Source organism: Pseudomonas sp. G5001 (assembly GCF_013385475.1).
Classification (GTDB): Bacteria; Pseudomonadota; Gammaproteobacteria; order Pseudomonadales; family Pseudomonadaceae; genus Aquipseudomonas.
This window is the reverse complement of the sequence record NZ_JACAPZ010000033.1, coordinates 49,259-68,972: the sequence shown is the minus strand read 5'-3', so window position 1 is coordinate 68,972 and position 19,714 is coordinate 49,259. Positions and strand designations below refer to the sequence as shown.

Below are 19,714 nucleotides of genomic sequence, written 5' to 3'. Positions count from 1 at the left end.
GCTCGACAGCTCCGACAGTTGACCGCGTCGTTTCCGAATGTCGGTTCTAACGACATAACCAAACGATCTGCAAGTTTTCCCCCGGCCATCCCACATCACTCCCGTAAGCGCTGCGGGGAGCAGCGCTCAGGAGTTTCCTTGGGGGGAGCCAACGTGAGCCCATTCAACCGTACACCGCTTCGAGCCTTTGCCCTGGTGCCGTTGGCCAGTCTGTTCCTGTCTTTCGCTGCCAGCGCCGAAGAGGCGCGCCAGGTCTACCACATCGCGCCCGGCCCGCTGGACGAAGTGCTGCTGAACATCAGCCGCCAGAGCGGCCAGGTGATTTCCTTCACGCCGCAGCTGGGCAATTATTCCTCGGCGCGGGTCGACGGTTCGCTGTCGGCGCAACAGGCGGTAGACGCCGCGCTCAAGGGCACCGGCCTGCAAGTCCAGGTCAGCCCGGACGGTGCATTCATCATCAAGGAAGGCGCCAAAGTCGCGCCTGCCAGCAACAGCATCAAGGCGCAAACCGCCGAAGCCCAGGCGCCGACCCTCGACCGTGTGGTCGCCATCGGTACCCGTCGCAGCGACGCCACGGCCCTCACCAGCAGCGCCCCGGTGGATGTGATCAACGCCGAAGAACTCAAGCAAACCGGCGCCACCAGCCTCAACCAGGCGCTGTTCCAACTGCTGCCCTCGTTCAACTTTCCGCAGAACAACAGCGCCACCCGCGGCCAGGATCCGAAAGGCGCCTCCCTGCGCGGCTTGTCCCCGGACCAGACCCTGGTGCTGATCAACGGCAAGCGCCGGCACACCTCGGCGGTGGTGAACATTTCCGGTGGCGTGCCGTTCATTGGCGCGCAGCCGGTGGACCTCGACATGATCCCCATCAGCGCCATCGACCACGTCGAAGTGCTGCGCGACGGTGCCTCGGCGCAATACGGTTCGGACGCGGTGGCGGGGGTGGTCAACATCGTGCTCAAGGAGCGCGACAGCGGTGGCGGCATCAACACCCAACTGGGCAAATACGCCCAGGGCGACGGCTTCAGCAAAACCACCGATGGCTGGTACGGCATCGGCTTGCCGGGGGATGGTTTCCTGACCCTGAGCTTCAACACCCTGAACAACAAACCCGATGACATCGGCGACAAATACGTCGCCGACGGCCAGGTACAAGACCCGCGCTGGGGCGGTGCCGGGCGCGACAAATACAACCTGGCGGCCAACGCCGAAATCGGCCTGAACGACCAATGGCGCCTCTACAGTTTCGCCACCTTCGGCCAGGACACTTCGGTAAACAACACGCCGCCGCTGCTGGCCAGCAGCCCGAACAACGTGGCCGGGATCTACCCCAACGGCACCATCCCGAAATACCGCTATCGCTATGAAGACGGCGCCGTCACCGTCGGCACCCGCTATGAAGACGAGAGCATCGGCCGCTTCGATTTGAGCGCCACCTATGGCCGCGACGAGCACGACGAACTGGCTTTCAACACCGTCAACCCGAGCTACGGGATCAACAGCCCGACCAAGTTCAACGTCGCCACCCTGGTCAACGACCAGACCAACATCACCCTGGATTACGCCAAGGATCTGAACGTCGACTGGTCGAGCCATCCACTCACCGTTTCAGCGGGCGTCGCCTACCGGCATGAGCAATACCGGCTGGAGGCCGGCGACTACGATTCCTATTCCTACGGTGGCATCGACGGCGTGCAGGTTGGCGCGGTGCAGGCTTCGGGCCTGACCCCGGATGACGCCGGCACCTTCAAGCGTGATGTGGGCGGCGTGTATTTCGGCCTGGAAAACCAGGTCACCGACAAGCTCCAGGTGGGCATTGCCGGGCGTACCGAGCACTACTCGGACTTCGGTTCAGCCACCACCGGCAAACTCTCGGCGCGCTATGACTTCACCCCGAAAGTCGGCCTGCGGGCCACGGTCAACAATGCCTACCACGCGCCCAGCCTGGGCCAGATCGGCACCTCCTGGACCACCACCACCAACCTCGACGCCAACGGCAACCCGGTGCTGACCCGCATGCTGCCGGCCGACAACCCGGCCGCCCGTGCCCTCGGTGCGCAGCCGCTGAAGCCCGAGAAGTCCACCAACTTCTCCCTGGGCCTGGTGCTGCGCCCAACCGACCAGGCCTCGCTGACCATCGACGCCTACCAGATTTCGATTCGTGACCGCCTGCTGTTCAGCGGTGGCATTTCCGGGCCGCTGGCCGAGCAGATCCTCAAGGACGCCGGCTACGGCCAGTACTCCTGGGCGCAGTTCATGACCAACGCCGCCGACACCCGCACCCGTGGCGTCGACATCGTGGGCAAGTACAACCTGGACCTTGAGCAGTTCGGCAACCTGAACCTGTCGGCGGGCTACACCAAGGCCCGCACCACCATCGAGAAGGTCCACGAAAACCCCAACGGCTTCGAAGTGCTGACCCGTGAATCCCGTGGCTTCCTGGAGCACGGTTACCCGGAAGACAAGCTGGTGTTTGGCGCGGTCCACAAGCTCAACCAATGGACCATCGCCCTCAACGAAACCCGTTACGGCAAGTACCGCAAATATGCGTCCAGCGAAGCCAACGCCCAGTACGACCAGACCTTCGGCGCGCAATGGACCACCGACCTGGACGTGAACTACGCCTTCACCAAACAACTGCGGGTGTCGGTGGGCGTCAACAACCTGTTCGACAGCAAGCCTGACGACTACAACACCCGTTTGCGCCAGACCCCGGGCCAGCAATACAGCTACCTGTCGCCGACGGCGCCGGAAGGGGCGTTTTACTACACGCGGCTCAGTTATGACTTTTAAACCCTGATGCAAAACCTGTGGCGAGGGAGCTTGCTCCCGCTGGGGCGCGTAGCGGCCCCAAGCACTTTGGGCCTGCTGCGCAGTCCAGCGGGAGCAAGCTCCCTCGCCACAAGAGCACTCTTCATGGAATCACCACGAGGTAACACATGAAAACAATCAAGAACCTGCTCGGTGGCTCGCTATTGGCACTCACCGTCCTGGCACAATCAGCCACGGCCGCCGAACCTGCCAAACCGATCCACTTCGGTGATATCACCTGGGAAAGCGGCAGCCTGATCACCGAAGTGCTGCGCCTGATCGTCGAGAAAGGCTATGGCCTGCCCACCGACACCTTGCCCGGCAGCACCGTGAGCCTGGAGGCCGCCCTGGCCAAGGACGATATCCAGGTGATCGGCGAAGAGTGGGCCGGGCGCAGTCCGGCGTGGGTCAAGGCCGAAAGCGAAGGCAAGGTTTTCGGCCTGGGCGACACCGTCAAAGGCGCCACCGAAGGCTGGTGGGTGCCGGAGTACGTGATCAAGGGCGACGCCGAACGGGGCATCAAACCCCTGGCCCCGGAGCTTAAATCCGTCGCCGACCTGGCCCGCTACAAAGACGTGTTCCGCGACCCCGAAGACCCGACCCGTGGGCGCTTCCTCAACAGCCCCACCGGCTGGACCTCGGAGATCGTCAACAGCCAGAAGCTCAAGGCCTATGGCCTGACCGACACCTACGTCAACTTCCGCACCGGTTCCGGCGCGGCGCTGGATGCCGAGGTTGCATCCTCGATCCGTCGCGGCAAGCCGGTGCTGTTCTACTACTGGTCGCCGACGCCACTGCTGGGGCGCTTCAAGTTGATCAAACTGGAAGAACCACCGTTCAACGCCGAAGCCTGGAAGACCCTGGCCGACGCCAACAACCCGCACCCCATCGGTACTCGTTCGATGCCAGCGCACCTGGCGATTGGCGTGTCGGCGCCGTTCAAGGCGCAGTACCCGCAACTGATGACGTTCTTTGAAAAAGTCGACCTGCCGATTGACCTGCTCAACGGCATCCTCGCGCAAATGGCCGAGAAACGTACCGCGCCGCGCCAGGTGGCCGAAGCGTTCCTGAAAGAACAGCCGCAGGTCTGGCAGCAGTGGGTGCCGGCGGACGTCGCGGCCAAGGTCAAGGAGAGTCTCTGATGCGCAAGCTCATCGCAGCCACACTGCTGGCACTGTGCGCCGGGCCGCTGCTGGCGGCAGAACCGGCCTCCCTGCGCGTCGGCTACCAGAAAAGCTCGGTGAGCATGGTGCTCGCCCGTGAGCATCACCTGTTCGAGCAAGGGTTGCCGGGCACCAAGGTCGAGTGGATCGAATTCCTCGGCGGCCCGCCGCTGATCGAAGCCTTGAATGGCGGCAGCATCGACATCGGCAATATCGGCGACATCCCGCCGATCTTCGCCCAGGCTGCCGGCATCGACATTCGCTACATCGGCGTCGAGCCCAATGACGGGCGCACCGAAGCCATCCTGCTGCCCAAGGACAGCACCGTGCAAAGCGTGGCCGAACTCAAGGGCAAGCGCGTGGCGTTGCTCAAGGGTTCCAGCGCCCACAACCTGTTCCTCAAAAGTTTGCTGCGTGCCGGCTTGCAGTGGAAGGACGTGAACGTGGTGTACCTGTCGCCCTCCGACGGCCGTGCCGCGTTTGAACAAGGCAAGGTCGACGCCTGGGTGGTGTGGGACCCGTACTACTCGGCGGCCGTGGTGGACGGTTCGGCGAAGGTGCTGGGGGATGGCCAGGGGCTGAACCCGGCGGGCAGTTTCTTCATCGCCAGCGGGCCGTTTGCCAAGCAGCACCCGCAGGCGATTGCGGCGATTCTCAAGGTGTTTGCCCAGGCGCAGCGGTTGTCGCTGGACCAGCATGATGAAAGCGTCGCGCTGATGGCCAAGACATTGGGCTTGCAGCCGGCGGTGGTGGAGAGTTACTTCCAGCACCGCTCGCCGACGCCGAGCCGGCCATTGGAAGCCGTGGATATCGCCAACCAGCAACGTACGGCCGACGCGTTTTTTGCCAACGGCCTGATCCCGAAAAAGGTCGATGTGCAGCAGGTTGTGTTCAAGGCTCCATAACTTGATCCCTGTGGAGAGGGAGCTTGCTGTAGGGAGGGAGCTTGCTGTGGCGAGGGAGCTTGCTCCCGCTGGGCTGCGTAGCGGCCCCAAAAAAAGCGGGAGCGCTGCGCACTCCAGCGGGAGCAAGCTCCCTCGCCACAGCAAGCTCCTCACCACAGCAATCTCCCTCACCCCATAAAAGCATCTTCAGCATCGACCTTCGCAACCCATCAGTGAGCAGACCATGCAACCGATCTACATCGACTTCCTCAACGGCCTGGACATCGACGAACTGGCCCTGACCAACGACGAAATCCTCAACGCCATCGAATCCAGCCTGGCGATCCAGGGCCGCAGCGAGGCGGTGATCGAGCCGCGCATGCACCTGATTCCCTGCGGTGAAATCAACGGCCACTTCAACGTGCTGCGCGGTGTATTGGGCGGCGCAATCGGCTACGCCGGGGTCAAGGTGGTGGGCGACTTTGTCGATAACTACCGCAAGGGCCTGCCCTCGGAACTGGCGATTCTCAACCTGCTGGACCCGGCCACCGGCATCCCCAAGGCCATCCTCGACGCCTCGGCGATTACCGACATGCGCACCGGCGCCGTCACCGCCATCGGTGCCAAATACCTGGCCCGGCCCGACAGCAAAATCCTCGCGCACATCGGTGCCCGTGGCACGGCGTATTGGAACGTGCGGCTGCTGGACCACCTGTTCGACTTCGACGAAATCCGCGTGCACTCGCGCCGCAGTGAAAGCCGCGAAGCCTTCGCCGAACGCCTGCGCCGCGACCTCGGCAAGCCGGTGATTGTCACCGACGATTGGGAGTCCACGGTGCGCGGCGCCGACATCGTAGTGGAAGCTTCACGCCTGGATCAGCCGCAACCGTTGCTGCACACCGAGTGGATCAAGCCCGGTGCCTTCGTCGTGCCCTACGGCACCATGAGCGCGGTGGAACTGTCGTTGACCGACATCATGCACAAGCTGGTGGTGGACGACTGGGGCCAGTGCAAGGGCGGGATGTTCGGCGCATTGCGCGCCCATGTCGACGCCGGAAAACTCAGCGCCGAGACCTTGCATGCCGAGTTGGGGCAGATCGTCGCCGGCTTGAAGACCGGCCGGGAAACCCCCGAGGAAACCATCCTGTTCTGGCACCGTGGCTTGAGCCTCAGCGATATCGCCCTGGGCCACGCACTGCTGGAAAAATCCAGACGCCTGGGGATCGGCCAGCGGTTGCGCTGGGCATGATTCACTTCGATCCCGCCGGTTTGACGATTGAGGATTTGCTGTCGATTGCCCGCCAAGACGCACCGGCTGACTTCAGCGATGCGGCGCGCCAACGTATCGACGAAGGGCATCGACTGTTGCTGCGCCTGGTGGCTGAAGGCACGCCGATTTACGGGGTGACCACCGGCCTCGGTGCGGCGGTGGATACGCAGGTCGCGCCGGAACAGGCAAACATTCCTTTGGGGCGTGCGGTGGGCGTTGGCCGCCTGGCCACGCGTGAGGAATTACGCGCGATCACCGCAGCCCGCTTGGCGGGGTTGGCCCAGGGGCGTTCGGGTATTTCGCCGGGTGCAGCGCAGGCGCTGTTGGCGTTACTCAACTGCGGCATGGAGCCCGCGGTGCCGTTGCTCGGATCGCTGGGTGAGAGCGACCTGGCGCCGTTGGCGCATTTGAGCCTGGCGCTGAACGTGCCATTGACGGGCAAGGATGGCCTGGCGCTGGTGTCGGCCAACTCCGCGAGCATCGGCCTTGGCGCGTTGCTGGTGGCCGAGGCCGAACAGGCATTGCAGGCCGTGTTGGCGGGGCTGGCGTTGTCGTGTGAAGGCTATCGGGCCAACCTCAGTCCGTTTCAGCCGTGGGCTTCGCGGTTGCGCCCGGCGCCGGGGCAAAGCGGGCAATCAGCGGCGTTGCTGGAATTGCTGGCGGGCGGCGAATTGGCCGATAACCCGCGTCGGCTACAGGACCCGCTGAGCTTTCGCTGTGCCACGGTGGTTCAAGGCGCGGCGCAACAGGCAATGCAGGCGTTACGCGAGTTGATCGAACTGGAACTGGCCAGCGGTGCGGACAATCCGGCGTTGATCAGCGAAGACGCGTTGGTGCTGGCCACGGCCAATTTCGACAGCACCCATCTTGCGCTGGCGGCCGAAGGCTTGGGCCTGGCGTTGAGCCGCGTGGCGGTGTGCAGCGCCGAGCGGATTGCCAAGTTGCTGTCGCCGCCTTCCAGTGAACTGCCACGCTTTCTGATCAACCAGCCCGGGCACGTGGGCATGGCCGCCTTGCAGCGCACCGGTTCGGCGTTGGTGGCGGAGATCGGGCACTTGGCCAATCCGATCCCGGCGGTGAGCGTGCCGGTGGCGGATCGCGTGGAAGATTACGCGGGGCAGGCGCTGGCGGTGGTCGAGAAAACCCGGCAACTGGTGCAGCGCGTGGTGTGGCTGGGCAGCATTGAGTTGATCGTGGCGGCGCAGGCGGTAGACCTGCGCGGCAAGGTTCAACTGGGGCAGGGCACCCGGCGTATTCATCAGGCGGTGCGCCGCCAGGTGGCGCACCTGGATCAGGACCGTTCGGGGTCGGTGGATGTGTTGGCGTTAAGTGCATTCATCGAAAACGATGGCTTGAAACCCATTCTCTAAAACTATGAAGATCAACTGTGGGAGCTGGGTTGCCTGCGATAGCGGTGTTGGATTCACCATCGCTATCGCAGGCAAGCCAGCTCCTACAGGTTGATCGCATTTCAGGTCATGGATTTTCAGCGGCCAGGGCGGCAATCACCGCCGGCCGCTCACCGACCCGCTGCTGAAACTTCGCCAACGCCGGCCACTGCTGCAAGTCGATATCAAACAACCCCGCCCAGCGCAGCACCACAAACAGGTACGCATCCGCCACTGAGTAGTGCGCGCCCAGCAGGTAATCCTGGCGCTCCAGGGTCTGCACCAGAATCGCAAAGCGCTTGAACAGCGTGGCCTTGAACAGCGCCTTCACCTCATCGGGAATCGCGTCCTTGAACAACACTCCCAGCCCGCCATGAATCTCGCTGGAGACAAAGTTCAGCCACTCCTGCAAACGCACCCGCTCCCAGCTGCCATTGGCCGGCGCCAGGCCCGCTGCGGGTACCCGGTCGGCCAGGTATTGCAGGATGGCCGCGCCTTCGGTCAGTACCTCGCCGTTGTCCAGTTGCAGTGCGGCCACATAGCCCTTGGGATTGATCTGCAGGAAATCATCACCGTCAGCCGTGAGCTTTTTCTGGTTGTCGACGCGAATCAATTCAAACGGCAGGGCCAATTCCCGCAGCGCGATATGGGAGGCGAGGGAACAGGCATTCGGGGAAAAATACAGCTTCATCGGGGCAACTCCGCAGGACAGTTGCCTTCAGTCTCGTGGGCATGGCACCTTGGGTAAAATTAATCTTTCAGAATCCTGCCATAAGGACAGCTACTGCCATGATGAACCTGATGCACTGGCGCCTGCTGGTGGCTGTGGCGGACAACGGCAGCATCACTGCCGCCTCCGAACGAGTGGGCATGACTCAGTCCGCCGCCAGCCAGGCGATGGCGGCCATGGAGGCCAACCTCGGTGCGCAGTTGTTTGTGCGTGAGGCGCGTCAGACCGTGCCTACCGCCCTGGGCCTGCAAGTGATCGAGCAGGCGCGGGTGATGCTCGGGGCCTTGCAGGCGATTCGCACCACCGTGGACGAAGCGCGGCCGATGCTGCGTGGGACGATTCGCATCGCGAGTTTCCCCATGGTGCTGGCGGTGTTCCTGCCGCCGCTGCTGCGTCGGTTCAACCAGCTTTACCCCGGCATCGAGGTCACGGCCCTGGAAGTGACCGACGATGAAGTGAACACTTTGCTCGACGCGAATCTGATCGACCTGGGCGTGGTGCTCAACCCGCCGTCCGAGCGCAATGCCGCCGTGCTGGGGCGCGATAACTGGGTGGCGGTGCTGCCGATGGCCCACGGGTTTTCCCGGCGCCCGGCGCAGGCAACGGTCACGCTGGAAGAGTTGGTGGAGCAACCGTTCGTGCTTGCCACCGGCGGCTGCACCGTCAACGCCCGCAGCCTGGCGCAGGAAGCCGGCCTGGTGCTGCGCGAGGTGCGGGTGGAAGTGCGCGAATGGAACAGCGCTTTCAGCCTGGTGCGTGAAGGCGTGGGAGTGACGCTGGTGCCCGAGATGACCCTGCCGGCCCAGCGCCAAGGCTTGCGCATCATGCCCCTGGCGGAGCCGGTGCATCGCGAGTTTGCGTTGGTGACATCACGCCACCAACCGCCTTCAGCAGTGGTTAATGCTTTGTTGCAAATGCTGGCTGACTAGTGGCCTTGCATAGCGCCAACGCCTGTCTATGCTCACCCAGAACCGTTGATGACGCTCGGCATATAAAGCGTTTCGGATAGGTTTCCCCATAAAGGTCTTCGATCAAGATTCAAACCGTGAATGGAATGCGCCCGCGTGGGCGTCGGGAAAATAAAGGGTGATCTGACATGTTCAACCGCCAACACAAATCCGACCTGCTGGAAATCGAACGTTTCTCCTGCGCCCTTACCGAAGCCAAAGCCAAATTGGCCGCCATCAGCCGTTCCATGGCAATGATCGAGTTTGATCGCGACGGCATCGTGCTGGATGCCAATGAAAATTTCTGCAAGACCATGGGCTACCGCGCCGAAGAAATTCGCGGCAAGCATCACCGGATTTTCTGCGAAGAGGCCTACACCCACACCGACGCCTACGCCAAGCTCTGGCGCGACCTGGCGCGGGGCGAGCCCCTCAGTGGCACCTTCATGCGGTTGAACAAGCATGGTCAGGAAGTGTGGCTGGAGGCCAGTTACATGCCGGTAATCGGTGCCGACAACCAGGTGCAAAGCGTGATCAAGGTGGCCTCGGACATCTCGGCGCGGATTCACCGCGAGCATGAAAACCAGAGCCTGATCGACGCCATCGGCCGCTCCATGGCGGTCATTGAATTCACCCCGCAAGGCCAGATTCTGAATGCCAACGACAACTTCCTGAAGACGGTGAAGTATTCCCTCAGTGAAATCGTCGGCCAGCACCACAGTCTGTTTTGTCATCGCGGTGAGACCGATTCGCCGGCCTACAAGGCATTCTGGGCCTCGCTCAACCGCGGCGAATATCACTCCCACCGCTTTGAGCGCAAAGATAAATTCGGCCAAACGCTGTTCCTGGAAGCCTCCTACAACCCGATCTTCGATGCCAACGGGCGCCTGTACAAAGTGGTGAAGTTCGCCAGCGACATCACCGACCAGGTCACCACCTTGCGCACGGCTGCCGACTCGGCTCACGCCACCTCGGTGCAAAACGACGCCTGCGCCCGCAAGGGTTCGGAAGTGGTGCAGCAGACCGTGCAGATCATCGAAGAGATTTCCCGTGACCTTAACGAAGCGGCCGTGAGCATCGACGCAGTGAGCAAGCAGTCGGACATCATCGGCACCATCGTCCAGACCATCCGCGGCATCGCCGACCAGACCAACCTGCTGGCGCTGAATGCGGCGATCGAAGCGGCCCGGGCGGGCGAGCATGGGCGCGGGTTTGCGGTGGTGGCGGATGAGGTGCGCAGTTTGGCGGCGCGAACCAGCCAGGCGACGATCGAGATTGTGGATGTGGTGCGCAAGAACCACGACCTGTCGATCAGCGCGGTGTCGAGCATGCAGTCGAGCTTGAGCCGCACGGGGCTTGGGGTGGAGCTGGCGAATGAGGCGGGGCAGGTGATCCTGGAGATTCAGGAAGGGTCACGGCATGTGGTGGATGCGATCAGTCAGTTCAATTCCACACTGCAACTGCAGTAACACACCGTTATGGCCGAGAAATAACCTGTGGCGAGGGAGCTTGCTCCCGCTGGGCTGCGAAGCGGCCCCAAAATCCTGGGAGCGCTGCGCACTCCAGCGGGAGCAAGCTCCCTCACTCCAGCAAGTTCCCTGACCAGGGTTTGTATTGTCAGCGCTTAGATCGCAGCCAGGGTTTCTTTCACGTTCTGCGCCTGCGGGTCAGCGGTCTTCGCCGCTACCTGCTGCGCCTGCTGCTCCTTCAGGCGTTCTGCCACTTCTTTGGAAATAGCATCCTGCTTGTCCTGAGGCATGTTCTTCACATCATCCTCGGTCAAACCCTGTTCCTTGAGCAGTTGCTCGCGGATGCGCTCGGCCGGGCTTTTTTTCATGTAGTCGGTGAAGTCACTGCGGGCCGACGTGGTGGAGTCAGTCTTGGCCGTATCGGTGGTCGAGGCGGTTGCGGTGGTGGCTTGCAACTGCACACGGGTCTTGGCGAAGGCGGCATTGATGTTGTCGGCAGTGGCGTCGGCCGCTGCCTGTGTGGTCGATACAGTGGTAGTGCCCTGTTGCACGTTTTGCGCGGCACCGCTGTACAGCGCGCTGGCCGCGGCGTTGGCCGGGTCCATGTCTGCGCGCTTGATGCGTTGGATCGTCGACTGAGCCTGGGGGTTGTTGTTGATCAGCATGATCAGGACACCTGTGGATGTGGGCGGTGCCACAGGTGGAGCAATTAGCGTGCCCAGTGGTATGGCCCCGTGTTTACGGGGCTTTTGGCCGCTACCGTCGGCAAGCGTTGGCGTGCCGCCGGCCATTGTTTGCCGCTAGTGGGCAATGTTCTCCAGCGCCAGGTTGCGGGTGCGCGGGCCGAACCAACTGATGGTGATCATCACGATCAACATGCTGCTGGCGATAAACGCCAACACGCCGGGCGTGCCGAGGTGTTCGAGGATCACGCCGATCAACAGGCTGCTGAACACCGTCGACAACCGGCTGAACGAATAGCAGAAACCCACCGCCCGGGCGCGGATGTTGGTGGGGAACAGTTCGCTCTGGTAGGAGTGATAACTGAAACTCAGCCAGGCGTTGCAGAAGGTGATCATCACCCCGCAGATCACCAGGCCCACGGCGGTGGTTTGCAGCGCGAACAAACTGCCGAAGATCACCGCGCCGAGCGCCGAGCCGACAATCTGCCATTTGTTCTCAAACCGGTTCGCCACCTTCACAAACAGCAGCGGCCCCAACGGGTAGGCGAGGGTGATGATGAAGGCATAGCCCAGGCTGTGAGTGACGCTCACGCCCTGGCCCGAGAGCAGCGCCGGCAGCCAGTTGCCGAAGCCGAAAAAGCCGATGGCCTGGAACACATGAAACACAATCAGCATCAACGCCCGGCGCCGGTACGGCGGTTGCCAGATATCGGCGAAGCGCCCTTGGCCCTGCACGCTGACGGCTTGCGGTTCCGGCTCATCGAGTGGCTTGCCGTGGTCTTTCCGGCAGCGCGCTTCGAGGTTGTCCATGATCTGCCCGGCTTCGTCGAAACGGCCTTTTTGTGCGAGCCAGCGCGGCGATTCCGGCAGGCGCTTGCGCAGTTGCCAGATAAACAGCGCAAATACCGCACTGCTCACCACTACCCAGCGCCAGCCGGAAATCCCGAACGGTGCCTGGGGTACCAGCCACCACGACATCAACGCCACCGCCGGCACCGACAGGAACTGGATGAAAAACGCAAAGGCAAACGCCGAGCTGCGCATGCGCTTGGGCACCAGTTCCGAGAGGTAGGCGTCGATGGTCACCAGCTCGATGCCCAAACCAATGCCCACCAGGAAGCGCATGCAGATGATGCCCAGGGCGGAGGTCTGGATACCCATCAACACGGTGGCGACGGTGTACCAGATCAACGCAAAGGTGAAGATCGCCCGGCGCCCGTAGCGGTCGGCAATCGGGCTGAGCAGGCTGGCGCCGAGGAACAGGCCGAGAAAGGTCGCCGAGGCAAAGGCCGCCTGGTCGGAGAAGCCGAATACGCCCTGGCTGCCGGTGTGGAAAACTCCGTCACTGATCAGGCCGGGGCTGATATAGGCAGTCTGGAACAAGTCATACAGCTCGAAAAAGCCGCCAATCGACAGCAGCGCCACCAGGCGCCAGACAGTGGCGACGGCGGGCAACCGATCAATGCGCGCGCTGATGTGCGCGGCGCGGATCGGGTCGATACCGTCTGCAAGAGAGGGTGAAGACATGGGCAGAAGACTCAATAAGTGATCGGGATCTCGAATTCCTGGAACGCATCATCCACCGGTTGGTAACCCAGCACACGGGTTGTTTCGCTGAGGTCCAGGCGTTTGAAACGGTTATTGGAAATGCCATGGGCGATCAGGTGTTTCACCCCGATGGTTTCCACCGAGCGTTGCAGCAGTTGCACGGCGTCGCGGGGGCTGAGCCAGGCGCTGAGGTCGCGGGCGTTGTTCAGGTCGTGGGTTTCGGGGAATTCAAACGCACCGATGCGCAGGGCGATGGTGGAGAGCGGGGTTTTGGCCGCGTAAAAACCGCACAGGGCTTCGCCGTAGCATTTGCTCACGCCGTACAGGTTGGCGGGCAGTACCGGCATGCCCGGCGTGATCTGCCGGTCTACCGGGTAGCCTTCGATGGTCTGGGCACTGCTGGCGAACACCAGGCGCTTCACACCTGCGGCCACGGCGGCTTCGAACAGGTAAGTGGTGGCCAGGATATTGTTGGGCAACAACTCGTCGAAGGTCGCGCTGGCGTGGGGGATGCCCGACAGGTGCACGATCACGTCAATCCCGTCGAGCAGGGCGGCGAGGGCGGTTTTGTCGCTCAGGTCGGCGTGGATGAAACGGTGCTCGCCGAGGGCGAAATCCGGCTCGATGCGGTCGGTGAGGGTGAAGCGGTAGCGGTCTTTCGACGCTTCGAAAAACGTCTTGCCGATGCGGCCACAGGCGCCGGTGAGTAGTACGTTGAGTCCGTTCATTGGGTAGTCCTTGTTTTTAGTTGTGGCCGTCGAGGGCGAAGGTTTTGAAGCCGGGGCGTTGGCTGAGGGTTTCGTAGTAGGCGCTGACCGCCGGGTAGGACGGATGCTCCATGGGCGTCATCCACCAGCGGTGCACCGACAGGCCGATGAGGATGTCGGCGAGTGTGAAGTCGTTACCGGCGACGTAGGCGCCGGTTTTGATCAGTTGCTCTTCGAGCAGGCCCATCTTGTCGTTCCAGCTTTTTACCCCGGCTTTGACGCGCTGCGGGTCCTGGTAGTCCGGGTTCTTGCGTACCAGAGCGTGGAAGGCGTAGCCCCACGACGGGTTGAGCTCGGTGGCTTGCCAGTCCATCCATTGCTCGACCCTCGCACGGGCGACCGGCTCGGTGGGCAACAGGTCGTGGCGTTGGTGCAGGCCCACGAGGTAGCGGCAGATGGTGTTGGATTCCCACAGTACGCCGTTGTCGTCGATGATCACCGGGACTTGGGCGTTGGGGTTCAGGGCCAGGAATTCGGGGGACTGGGTGGAGGCGAAGCCGATGCCCCAGTCTTCGCGGTCGTAGGGGATATCCAGTTCCTGGCAGGTCCACAGGACTTTTCGCACGTTGATGGAAGAAGTGCGACCGAGGATTTTCAGCAAATGGCCCATGGTGCTTTCCTGACGAGGGTGAGAAGGCAGGGGGCAATTTAGCAGGGGCCAGAAGGCACGGCGAGGTTGTTAAGTGGGCAGGATCAAAAATGTGGGAGCGGGCTTGCTCGCGAATGCGGTGTATCAGTGATGGAAAGCTCGGCTGACACACCGCATTCGCGAGCAAGCCCGCTCCCACAGTTTGACCGCGTGCGGTCTGTTAGATCAGTGGTGATTCCAGGTCCATCAGCTTGCCCATCAGCAATACGCCCAACTCACTCAACTGGTGAATCGCCAATGCGGTGTCGCGGTCTTTGCCGGTGAGTTCATCAGACAGGTCGAGCAATAACGTGCTGACCGAGGAAAACGTCTCGTAGCTGTTGGCGATCAGGCTTTCGCTGCTGGCGTCGGGGCTGACGGTGAATAAGGCGGGAGGATTTGGAGTTGCTTTGAACATAGGTGAGTTCTCTAACTGGGCCACCACCTGATCGCTACTAAACGAAAGGGTGGCGGCTGCACGCAGGTTAGTAGACCGGTAGACCCTCACAAAACCCGGCGCGCCACGAGGGCGCCCTGCGCACAGCCACCATCAAGCACAGACAGGTAAGTCCGATAGATGAAGCTCATGCACATTTGTGAGGGGTTGCTCGGGCTACTAAACCCGATCACTGAGAAATTCAGCGACCGGGCAACCTTAGAGAGCCCTACCCAGGCGCACAAGCCGGCGGATTCTGACGTACCTGTAGGTAACGGAGCAAGGCGCTGCCATCAACACCAGCCACTTCCTACAGCTACCGCCTAGGTACTCTCGCGCACCTTCAACTCAAACCCCATGTCCACCACCGGCCGGGCGATCTTGTTGCCGGCCATCACCGTCAACAAATGCTCGGCTGCCCGCCGGCCAATGGCTTCACGCGGGGTGCTGATGCTGCTCAAACGCGGCACCATGAACGAGGAAGACGGCAGGTCGTTGAAGCCCAGCACCGAGATCTGCTCCGGCACCTTGATGCCATGGCGCAGCGCTTCCAGCAGCGCACCTTGAGCCAGGTCGTCGTTGCCAAAGAAGATCGCGTCCACATCCGGATGGCTGGCCAGCAACTGCAGGAACAATTCACCACCCAGGCCCAGCGACGATGGCCGTGGCGTCAGCACTTCCAGCGCCGGGTCGTACAACCCCGCCTGCTGCAACGCCCGGCGAAAGCCTTCACCGCGCAACAACGTACGCTGGTCCAGTTGCGCGCCAATGTAGGCCAACCGCTTGCGCCCCCGTGAGATCAAATGCGCTGCCGCCGTTTCCCCGGCGTTCAACTGCGAAAATCCTACGCAGTTCAGTCCGGCGCCCGGGTCCAGGTCCATCATGTACACACACGGCACATTGCTCGATTCCACCATGCGCCGGGCGCTTTCCGTACGGTCAAACCCGGTCAGCAGCAACCCCCGTGGCTGGTAGGCCATGTAGTTGCGCAGCAGGTCTTCTTCTTCGTCGCGGGAATAGTGGGTGTTGCCGATCAGCACTTCAAAGCCCTTGGGCCGCAGCACCTGGTGGATGGCTTCCAGGGTTTCGATAAACAGCAGGTTGGACAGCGACGGCACCAACACCACCACCGACTGGCTCTGGGCAGATGCCAGGGCACGGGCGGCCGGGTTGACCACGTAGCTCAGTTCGGCGGCGGCTTTTTGCACTTTTTCCACCAGTTCGGTGGCCACGGTGCTGATGCCGCGCAAGGCCCGGGAGGCGGTAATCGGGCTCACGCCAGCCAGGCGGGCCACTTCATTGAGGGTAGGGCGGCCCGTGGTGCGGGTATTTTTATCGTTCTTGGGAGTCATCAGGCGGCTTGCCAAACAAAAATCGAGGCACTAAGGTAGCGCTGTCTCCAAGACCCTGCAAATTCTTGAACGTCGGGATGCCTGTTCCCGTTCAAACCTTTGGAGCAGATGCACGCGTCACTCCATAAAAATGACAAGACGGCGCGGGAAAAGCCTGTTTTTGCACTAGCCTTACAGCGTGCAAAGGTAGCGCTATCTGCGTCTTGAGGTGTTTCATGAGTCAACCTGTTACTGCCCTCGTGATCATGGGTGTTTCCGGCTGTGGCAAGTCCAGCGTCAGCGAGGCCCTGTGCCTGCTGAACGGCGCCACTGCCATCGAAGGCGACAGCTTTCACCCCGCCGCGAACATCGAGAAGATGAGCGCCGGCCATCCCCTTAACGACGAAGACCGCGCCGGCTGGCTCGACATCCTGTGCGATGAGCTGCGCCGCTCGCTCAAGGCCGGCGAGCATCCGGTGCTCACCTGTTCGGCCCTGAAGAAGAAATACCGCGACCACCTGCGCGAAGCCGCGCCGGGCCTGGGGTTTGTGTTTCTGGAGCTGACCCGCGAAGTCGCCGCCGACCGTGTATCCCATCGCCCCGGCCATTTCATGCCGGCCAGCCTGATCGACAGCCAGTTCGCCACCCTGGAATCCCCGGTGGGCGAGCCGTTGACCCTGGCGCTGAACGCCAGTGAAGACAGCGTCGAAGAACTGGCCGAGCAAACCAATGCCTGGTGGCTCGAACACGGCTTTGAACCAAACAAATAATTTTTTGCCGGACAAGATAGCGCTGTCCGCCTGCACTGAATTTTTTACCGGCTTTAATAACAACAACAAACAGGAGAGACCCCCATGTTTGGCTTGTCCCACGATACCTATCTGCTGCTCGATGCAGTGGTGACCATCATCGGCCTGATCGTGTTGATCACCCGGTTCAAAGTCCACCCGTTCATTGCGCTGATCATCGCCGCAGGCTTTCTCGGCCTGACCTCGGGCATGCCCGTGGACAAGATCATCAAGGCCTTCCAGGACGGCTTCGGCGGGGTGCTCGGCTTTGTCGGGATTATCCTCGCGCTGGGTACGATGCTCGGCAAGATGATGGCCGATTCCGGCGGTGCCGATCAGATCGCGCAAACCCTGGTGCGGGCCTTCGGCAAGGAGAAGGTGCAGTGGGCAATGATGTTCGCCGCGTTCCTGGTGGGCATTCCGTTGTTCTTCGAGATCGGTTTTGTGTTGCTGATCCCGCTGGTGTTTATCGTTGCGCGCCGTACCGGTGTGTCGCTGATCAAGATCGGCATTCCGCTGCTGGCCGGCCTGTCGGCGGTGCACGGCCTGGTGCCACCGCACCCGGGTCCGCTGCTGGCGATCGGCGTGTTCGGTGCCGACATCGGCAAGACCATTCTCTACGGCCTGATCGTCGCGCTGCCTACGGCGATCATCGCCGGCCCGCTCTACGGTTCGTTTATCGCCAAGTACATCCCGGGCAACCCGTCCCAGGAACTGGTAGACCAACTGGCCAGTGAGCAACCGGAATCCAAGACCCTGCCGAGCTTCAGCATCACCCTGATCACCGTGCTGTTGCCGGTGTTCCTGATGCTGCTGAAAACCTTCGCCGACGTCGCCCTGCCGGACGGCCATGTGATCCGCAACTGGATGGACATGATCGGTCACCCGATCACCGCCTTGCTGCTGGCCTTGCTGTTGTCGCTGTACACCTTTGGCCATCGCCAGGGCATTGGCTCCAAGCAAATCCTCAAGCTGCTCGACGCCAGCCTGGCGCCGACTGCAGCGATCATCCTGATCATCGGTGCCGGTGGTGGTTTCAAGCAGATGCTGGTGACCAGCGGCGTGGGTGATGTGATCGGCCATATGGCGGTGACTGCGCAGATCAACCCGATCCTGCTGGCCTGGCTGGTGGCGGCGGTGATTCGTGTGGCTACCGGTTCTGCCACCGTGGCGACCATTACCGGTGCCGGCATTGTGGTGCCGGTGGTGGGGATGATTCCGGGGGTGAACCGCGAGTTGCTGGTGTTGGCGACGGGGGCGGGCTCGCTGGTGCTGTCTCACGTCAACGATGCGGGGTTCTGGCTGGTGAAGCAGTACTTCAATATGACCGTGGCCGAGACGTTCAAGACCTGGACGGCGATGGAGACCATTCTGTCGGTGGTGGCGTTGGGCTTTATCATGTTGCTGTCGCTGGTGGTCTAGGCGGTAAGTGATCGTTCCCACGCTCCGCGTGGGAACGCATCCTGTGACGCTCCGCGTCACAAGCGGACGCAGAGCGTCCAAGGCGGCATTCCCACGCAGAGCGTGGGAACGATCATTCCTGCCGTTGGATCGGGTCAGGCGTCAGCTTTCTTGACCAGCCCATCCGCCCGGAACATCGCCCGGATGCCCCGCACCGCCTGGCGAATCCGGTCCTGGTTTTCGATCAGTGCAAAGCGCACGTGGTCGTCACCATACTCACCAAAGCCAATCCCCGGCGACACACACACCTTCGCCTCAAGCAGCAGCTTCTTGGCAAACTCCAGCGAGCCCATCGCGGCATACGCCTCGGGAATCTTCGCCCAGACGTACATCGACGCCTTCGGGTTCTCGACCATCCAGCCCAGCTCATGCAGGCCTTTCACCAGCACGTTACGGCGCTGGCGGTACTGCTCGGCAATGTCCTTCACGCACTGCTGATCGCCTTCCAGCGCCGCAATCGCCGCCACTTGCAGCGGGGTGAAGGTGCCGTAGTCGTGGTAGCTCTTGATCCGCGCCAGGGCGTTGACCAGTTCCGGGTTGCCCACCATGAAACCAATGCGCCAGCCGGCCATGTTGTAGCTCTTGGACAGGGTGAAAAACTCCACCGCGATGTCCTTGGCGCCCGGCACTTGCATGATCGACGGAGCTTTCCAGCCGTCGTAGACGATGTCGGCGTAGGCCAGGTCATGCACCACCAGCACGTCGTACTGCTTGGCCAGGGCGATCACCCGTTCGAAGAAGTCCAGCTCCACGCACTGTGCGGTGGGGTTGGACGGGAAGCCGAGGATCATCATCTTCGGCTTGGGGATCGAGCCACGAATCGCACGTTCCAGTTCAGCGAAGAAGTCCACCCCCGGAATCAGCGGCACCGAACGCACCTGGGCGCCGGCAATCACGGCACCGTAGATGTGAATCGGGTAGCTGGGGTTGGGCACCAGCACCGTGTCGCCCTGGTCCAGGGTGGCCAGCATCAAATGCGCCAGGCCTTCCTTGGAACCGATGGTCACGATGGCTTCGGTTTCCGGGTCGATGTCCACTTCGTAGCGGTCTTTGTACCAGCGCGAAATCGCCCGGCGCAGCCGCGGAATGCCTTTGGAAGTGGAGTAACCGTGGGTGTCTTCGCGTTGGGCGACGGTGACCATTTTTTCCACGATGTGCGGTGGAGTGGCGCCGTCCGGGTTACCCATGCTCAAGTCGATGATGTCTTCGCCGCGCCGACGCGCAGCCATCTTCAACTCGGCAGTGATATTGAACACGTAAGGGGGGAGTCGATCTATGCGCGCAAAGCGGCGCGGCGAACGGGGTTCGGCCATTGTTGCCTCGAAATACGTAAGCGCCCGGAACCGTCCGAGCGACGTCGGCCACTGCGGTGGCCTGCGGGGCAGACAATACGGTCGGTGATGGCCAATT

17 protein-coding genes and 1 pseudogene are annotated in these 19,714 nt (G+C 62.1%); 10 read left to right on the top strand and 8 right to left on the bottom strand.

Annotation, left to right across the window (positions count from 1 at the left end; all coding sequences use genetic code 11):
• Nucleotides 1–153 precede the first annotated feature (153 nt).
• The 5 genes from HX805_RS24815 to HX805_RS24795 all read left to right on the top strand — a co-directional run bounded on the left by HX805_RS24815 (nt 154) and on the right by HX805_RS24795 (nt 7,498).
• Nucleotides 154–2,793, top strand: coding sequence for a TonB-dependent receptor (locus HX805_RS24815; RefSeq protein ID WP_177081081.1), 2,640 nt, complete (start codon nt 154–156; stop codon nt 2,791–2,793).
• A 146-nt stretch (nt 2,794–2,939) separates the two neighbouring features.
• Nucleotides 2,940–3,953, top strand: a complete 1,014-nt coding sequence (locus HX805_RS24810) for an ABC transporter substrate-binding protein (RefSeq protein WP_177081080.1) — start codon at nt 2,940–2,942, stop codon at nt 3,951–3,953.
• A complete protein-coding gene (locus tag HX805_RS24805) occupies nt 3,953–4,879 on the top strand; it encodes an aliphatic sulfonate ABC transporter substrate-binding protein (protein WP_177081079.1) in 927 nt (308 codons plus the stop codon). The genes HX805_RS24810 and HX805_RS24805 overlap by 1 nt, the downstream gene beginning before the upstream one ends.
• A gap of 223 nt (nt 4,880–5,102) precedes the next feature.
• A complete protein-coding gene (locus HX805_RS24800) occupies nt 5,103–6,107 on the top strand; it encodes an ornithine cyclodeaminase family protein (protein WP_177081078.1) in 1,005 nt (334 codons plus the stop codon).
• On the top strand, nt 6,104–7,498 hold the full coding sequence (locus HX805_RS24795) for an aromatic amino acid lyase (protein ID WP_177117367.1): 1,395 nt from the start codon (nt 6,104–6,106) through the stop codon (nt 7,496–7,498). The genes HX805_RS24800 and HX805_RS24795 overlap by 4 nt, the downstream gene beginning before the upstream one ends.
• A 106-nt stretch (nt 7,499–7,604) precedes the next feature.
• Here HX805_RS24795 and gstA read toward each other — a convergent pair whose 3' ends face one another.
• Nucleotides 7,605–8,207, bottom strand: coding sequence for a glutathione transferase GstA (gene gstA, locus HX805_RS24790; RefSeq protein ID WP_177067305.1), 603 nt, complete (start codon nt 8,205–8,207; stop codon nt 7,605–7,607).
• Nucleotides 8,208–8,305: 98 nt separating this feature from the next.
• Here gstA and HX805_RS24785 point away from each other — a divergent pair, with 98 nt between their 5' ends.
• From HX805_RS24785 to HX805_RS32680, 3 genes and pseudogenes are all read left to right on the top strand, one after another.
• Complete coding sequence (locus HX805_RS24785; protein WP_008431612.1) at nt 8,306–9,175, top strand: LysR family transcriptional regulator; 870 nt, start codon at nt 8,306–8,308, stop codon at nt 9,173–9,175.
• 167 nt (nt 9,176–9,342) lie between these two features.
• Nucleotides 9,343–10,071: pseudogene (locus HX805_RS32685) on the top strand (PAS domain-containing protein); the annotation flags it as partial.
• Between the two features lie 18 nt (nt 10,072–10,089).
• The gene (locus tag HX805_RS32680; RefSeq protein WP_371132976.1) at nt 10,090–10,662 is read left to right on the top strand and encodes a methyl-accepting chemotaxis protein; all 573 of its coding nucleotides are present in this window, start codon (nt 10,090–10,092) and stop codon (nt 10,660–10,662) included.
• Nucleotides 10,663–10,817: 155 nt separating this feature from the next.
• Here HX805_RS32680 and HX805_RS24775 read toward each other — a convergent pair whose 3' ends face one another.
• The 6 genes from HX805_RS24775 to HX805_RS24750 all read right to left on the bottom strand — a co-directional run bounded on the left by HX805_RS24775 (nt 10,818) and on the right by HX805_RS24750 (nt 16,079).
• Complete coding sequence (locus HX805_RS24775; RefSeq protein ID WP_008431614.1) at nt 10,818–11,327, bottom strand: hypothetical protein; 510 nt, start codon at nt 11,325–11,327, stop codon at nt 10,818–10,820.
• A 135-nt stretch (nt 11,328–11,462) separates the two neighbouring features.
• Nucleotides 11,463–12,872 carry an MFS transporter gene (locus tag HX805_RS24770; RefSeq protein ID WP_177081076.1) on the bottom strand — a complete coding sequence of 470 codons (1,410 nt, stop codon included), beginning with the start codon at nt 12,870–12,872 and terminating at the stop codon, nt 11,463–11,465.
• 11 nt (nt 12,873–12,883) lie between these two features.
• Nucleotides 12,884–13,621 (bottom strand): NAD(P)-dependent oxidoreductase, encoded by a 738-nt coding sequence (locus HX805_RS24765; RefSeq protein WP_177054573.1) that lies wholly within the window; start codon nt 13,619–13,621, stop codon nt 12,884–12,886.
• A gap of 16 nt (nt 13,622–13,637) precedes the next feature.
• Complete coding sequence (locus tag HX805_RS24760; RefSeq protein WP_177081075.1) at nt 13,638–14,270, bottom strand: glutathione S-transferase family protein; 633 nt, start codon at nt 14,268–14,270, stop codon at nt 13,638–13,640.
• Nucleotides 14,271–14,469: 199 nt separating this feature from the next.
• Complete coding sequence (locus HX805_RS24755; RefSeq protein ID WP_087693164.1) at nt 14,470–14,706, bottom strand: DUF6124 family protein; 237 nt, start codon at nt 14,704–14,706, stop codon at nt 14,470–14,472.
• A 341-nt stretch (nt 14,707–15,047) separates the two neighbouring features.
• Nucleotides 15,048–16,079 carry a LacI family DNA-binding transcriptional regulator gene (locus HX805_RS24750; protein WP_167665540.1) on the bottom strand — a complete coding sequence of 344 codons (1,032 nt, stop codon included), beginning with the start codon at nt 16,077–16,079 and terminating at the stop codon, nt 15,048–15,050.
• Nucleotides 16,080–16,291: 212 nt separating this feature from the next.
• Here HX805_RS24750 and HX805_RS24745 point away from each other — a divergent pair, with 212 nt between their 5' ends.
• Both HX805_RS24745 and HX805_RS24740 read left to right on the top strand, forming a co-directional pair.
• Nucleotides 16,292–16,825, top strand: a complete 534-nt coding sequence (locus HX805_RS24745; protein ID WP_087693163.1) for a gluconokinase — start codon at nt 16,292–16,294, stop codon at nt 16,823–16,825.
• 84 nt (nt 16,826–16,909) lie between these two features.
• Entirely contained in the window at nt 16,910–18,265 is a 1,356-nt protein-coding gene (locus HX805_RS24740; RefSeq protein ID WP_008431626.1) for a GntP family permease, read from the top strand.
• 134 nt (nt 18,266–18,399) lie between these two features.
• Here the strand turns inward: HX805_RS24740 and alaC are convergent, their stop codons facing one another.
• Nucleotides 18,400–19,617 carry an alanine transaminase gene (gene alaC, locus HX805_RS24735; protein WP_003213096.1) on the bottom strand — a complete coding sequence of 406 codons (1,218 nt, stop codon included), beginning with the start codon at nt 19,615–19,617 and terminating at the stop codon, nt 18,400–18,402.
• Nucleotides 19,618–19,714 lie beyond the last annotated feature (97 nt).